The organism is Thermovirga sp., assembly GCA_012523215.1.
Lineage (GTDB): Bacteria > Synergistota > Synergistia > Synergistales > Thermovirgaceae > 58-81.
In genome coordinates, this window is sequence record JAAYIZ010000097.1 from 1 (window position 1) to 2719 (window position 2719).

At 61.6% G+C, this 2719-nt stretch carries 4 protein-coding genes and 2 tRNA genes; 5 read left to right on the top strand and 1 reads right to left on the bottom strand.

What is annotated here, in order from left to right; all coding sequences use genetic code 11:
- The 5 genes from GX108_02765 to GX108_02785 all read left to right on the top strand — a co-directional run.
- A partial coding sequence (locus tag GX108_02765; GenBank protein NLO55969.1) for a hypothetical protein occupies nucleotides 1–418 on the top strand: 418 nt, incomplete at its 5' end.
- On the top strand, nucleotides 366–1028 hold the full coding sequence (locus GX108_02770) for a site-2 protease family protein (GenBank protein ID NLO55970.1): 663 nt from the start codon (nucleotides 366–368) through the stop codon (nucleotides 1026–1028). The genes GX108_02765 and GX108_02770, both read left to right, overlap by 53 nt.
- Nucleotides 1029–1052: 24 nt before the next feature.
- Complete coding sequence (gene surE, locus GX108_02775; protein ID NLO55971.1) at nucleotides 1053–1829, top strand: 5'/3'-nucleotidase SurE; 777 nt, start codon at nucleotides 1053–1055, stop codon at nucleotides 1827–1829.
- 66 nt (nucleotides 1830–1895) lie between these two features.
- Nucleotides 1896–1989, top strand: a tRNA-Ser gene (locus GX108_02780).
- A gap of 18 nt (nucleotides 1990–2007) precedes the next feature.
- Nucleotides 2008–2084, top strand: a tRNA-Arg gene (locus GX108_02785).
- 39 nt (nucleotides 2085–2123) lie between these two features.
- Here GX108_02785 and GX108_02790 read toward each other — a convergent pair.
- Nucleotides 2124–2687 carry a WYL domain-containing protein gene (locus tag GX108_02790; GenBank protein NLO55972.1) on the bottom strand — a complete coding sequence of 188 codons (564 nt, stop codon included), beginning with the start codon at nucleotides 2685–2687 and terminating at the stop codon, nucleotides 2124–2126.
- Nucleotides 2688–2719: the final 32 nt, after the last annotated feature.

Below are 2719 nucleotides of genomic sequence, written 5' to 3' on the forward strand. Positions count from 1 at the left end.
CAGTTTGCAGGTGCTCGACAGGCTCAACCTTTCGCCCGCCGAAAGAGACTTGATCACCAAGGGACTTTTCGAACTGGGAGCGGCCGAGCACGGGCTCGGCGGGAGAGGGGAAAAGAAGCCCTCGAATATCTTCATGTTCCTGAAGGAGTACAGCCCCATAACGGCTTTCTACTGGGCCGCCGCCACCGAGCGCTGGCGGGTGAGGAGGAGGATACTCCTTTACCTGACCCGTCTCCAGAAGGTGGAGCCCATGCTCGTAGGGCGCGACCTGCTTGAGAGGGGTTACCAGGAAGGGCCCCTCATCGGGAGCATGCTTTCGAAATTGCAGATGGCCCGGCTGGACGGGGAAGTGGAAACCCGCGAAGATGAGATCGAATGGGTCGGGAGCCATTTCCCCGCCCGCTCCGAGGAGGTGTAACGCTTTGAGCAACATCCCCGCCCTGGGGGACCTGCTTCTGAGCCTGCCGGCTGTCCTCTGGGCCATAACCTTTCATGAATACTGTCACGGCTACGCCGCCAATTTCCTCGGTGACCCCACGGCGGCCAGGATGGGGCGGCTCACGCTCAACCCCCTGGCCCATCTTGACCCGATAGGGGCCCTGATGCTGCTCGTCTTCCGCTTTGGCTGGGCGAAGCCCGTACCGATCGATCCCAGGTACTTCAAGCGTCCCCGTCGCGACATGGCGATCGTTTCCCTGGCGGGTTCGGCGGGCAACCTGGCCACGGCGGCGGCCTGTGGGATCGTGGTGAGGCTTTTCCCGGGTCCCTTCATATCCATCCCCGCCCTGGGGAGGTTCGTCATCCTCATGATCCTCATCAATCTCGGACTGGGCGTTTTCAACCTCGTACCCATCCCGCCCCTTGACGGCTCAAAGCTGGTATCCCTGTTCCTGCCTCCCTCGTGGCTGAGGGGCTTTTACTGGCTCGAAAGGTACGGGATCTTCATCCTGATGATCCTTTTAGCCCTGGGGGTGGTCCAGGCGGTGATCAGTCCGGTGATAATGACCCTCTTCCACTTGATACTCTGATTACCGGAAGGAGTGTGCAAGCCTTTGAAAATTCTCGTCTCCAACGACGATGGCGTCTTTGCCCCGGGAATAATCCTGCTGGTCAGGGAACTTCGCGACCAGGGCCACGAGCCCAGCGTGGTAGCCCCCGACAGGGAAAGAAGCAGCGTGGGGCACGCCATAACCCTTCACAGGCCCCTCAGGTTGAGGAAGGTCGAGGGGGGAGGGTATCCGAAAGACCTGGAGGTCCACTCCTGCGACGGAACCCCCTCGGATTGCGTGGTCCTCGGCCTGGAAGCCATCGCCCCTGGTTCGGAGGTCGTGGTCTCGGGGATAAACCGGGGACCCAACCTCGCCGACGACCTTACCTATTCGGGAACGGTCTCGGCCGCCATGGAAGGGCTGTTCCTGGGGAAACCCTCCATCGCCGTCTCCCTGAACTGCGGGCCCAACGATGAAGAGGAGCATTACGAAACGGCCGCCGATGCCGTGGTTTTCATTCTTGGGCGTTTAAGGGAGCATCCCCTGCCCGGGGGCATACTGCTGAACGTGAACGTTCCGAATTGCCCGCGGGATGAACTCAAGGGCTTCAGGGTCACCAGGAAGGGGGTTCGGATCTACAAGGAAAAGGTTACACCCCTCAAGGATCCGAAAGGCCGTTCCTGCTACTGGATATCCGGCAAGCCGGAGGACCTGAGGGAGGACGGCAGCGATATAGGCGCGGTAATGGAGGGGTTTGTTTCCATCACGCCCATCCACATGGACATGACCCACTACCCCTCCATGGAGGTCTTGCGCGAAGCGGGGTTCGAGAACGCCTGACCCGTCGCTTTCTTTCTTGACACTCCCCCCGGGGGTGCCTAGAATAGACCGCGCGTAAACGCACAGGGTGGGATGGCCGAGCGGCTGAAGGCACTCGCCTGCTAAGCGAGTAGGGGGGCTTAAACCTCTCTCCAGGGTTCGAATCCCTGTCCCACCGCCATAGGGCTCCAAGCATCGCGCGCCGGTAGCTCAATTGGATAGAGCATCGGACTACGGATCCGAAGGTTACGGGTTCGACTCCTGTCCGGCGCGCCATTAAAATAGGCGAAGGCGCCCCCTCAGGGGGCGCCTTTTTCATTCCTGCAGCCTTTTTACATCGATGATCCTGTCGAAGCGGAAGGTCCGGCTTTCGCCCCGGAGCGTGCACCAGGCTTCGAGCATGGTCCTGCCGGCGATCCTGACGAGTCCCGTGGGCTCGATGAGCCTCTGGGTCACCTCGCCGCTTCCGCCCTGGTAGACGATGAACACCGTCCCGGAGTTCTCGCAGGCCTCCCTGATGGCGTCGAATCCGGGGGGCCAGTGGAGCAGGGCCTCGCTTCTGTCCAGCGCCAGGAGGGAACCGAGGGAGTAGTCCCTTTCTAGGCGGTCGTAACCCATCTCCCTCGATGGGTCGATCTTTTCGAGGCACTTAAGGAAAATCCCCATGGCCGCCAGCGAATCATCCAGCGCTCTGTGGCCGCGCCCCGGCTTCACGCCGAGGGCGCGGGAGAGGCTTCCCAGCTTGTAATCGGGCAGCCCCGGGAAGACCACCGGGGCGATACGGCTCGTGTCGAAAAGGTCGTTGGGAGTGGGCTCCAGGAAGCTCTCCCCGAGGACCCTGTCGATGAACCCCATGTCGAAGGGGGCATTGTGGATCACCAGCGGCCTTTCCCCCAGGAAGAGCAGCAGCC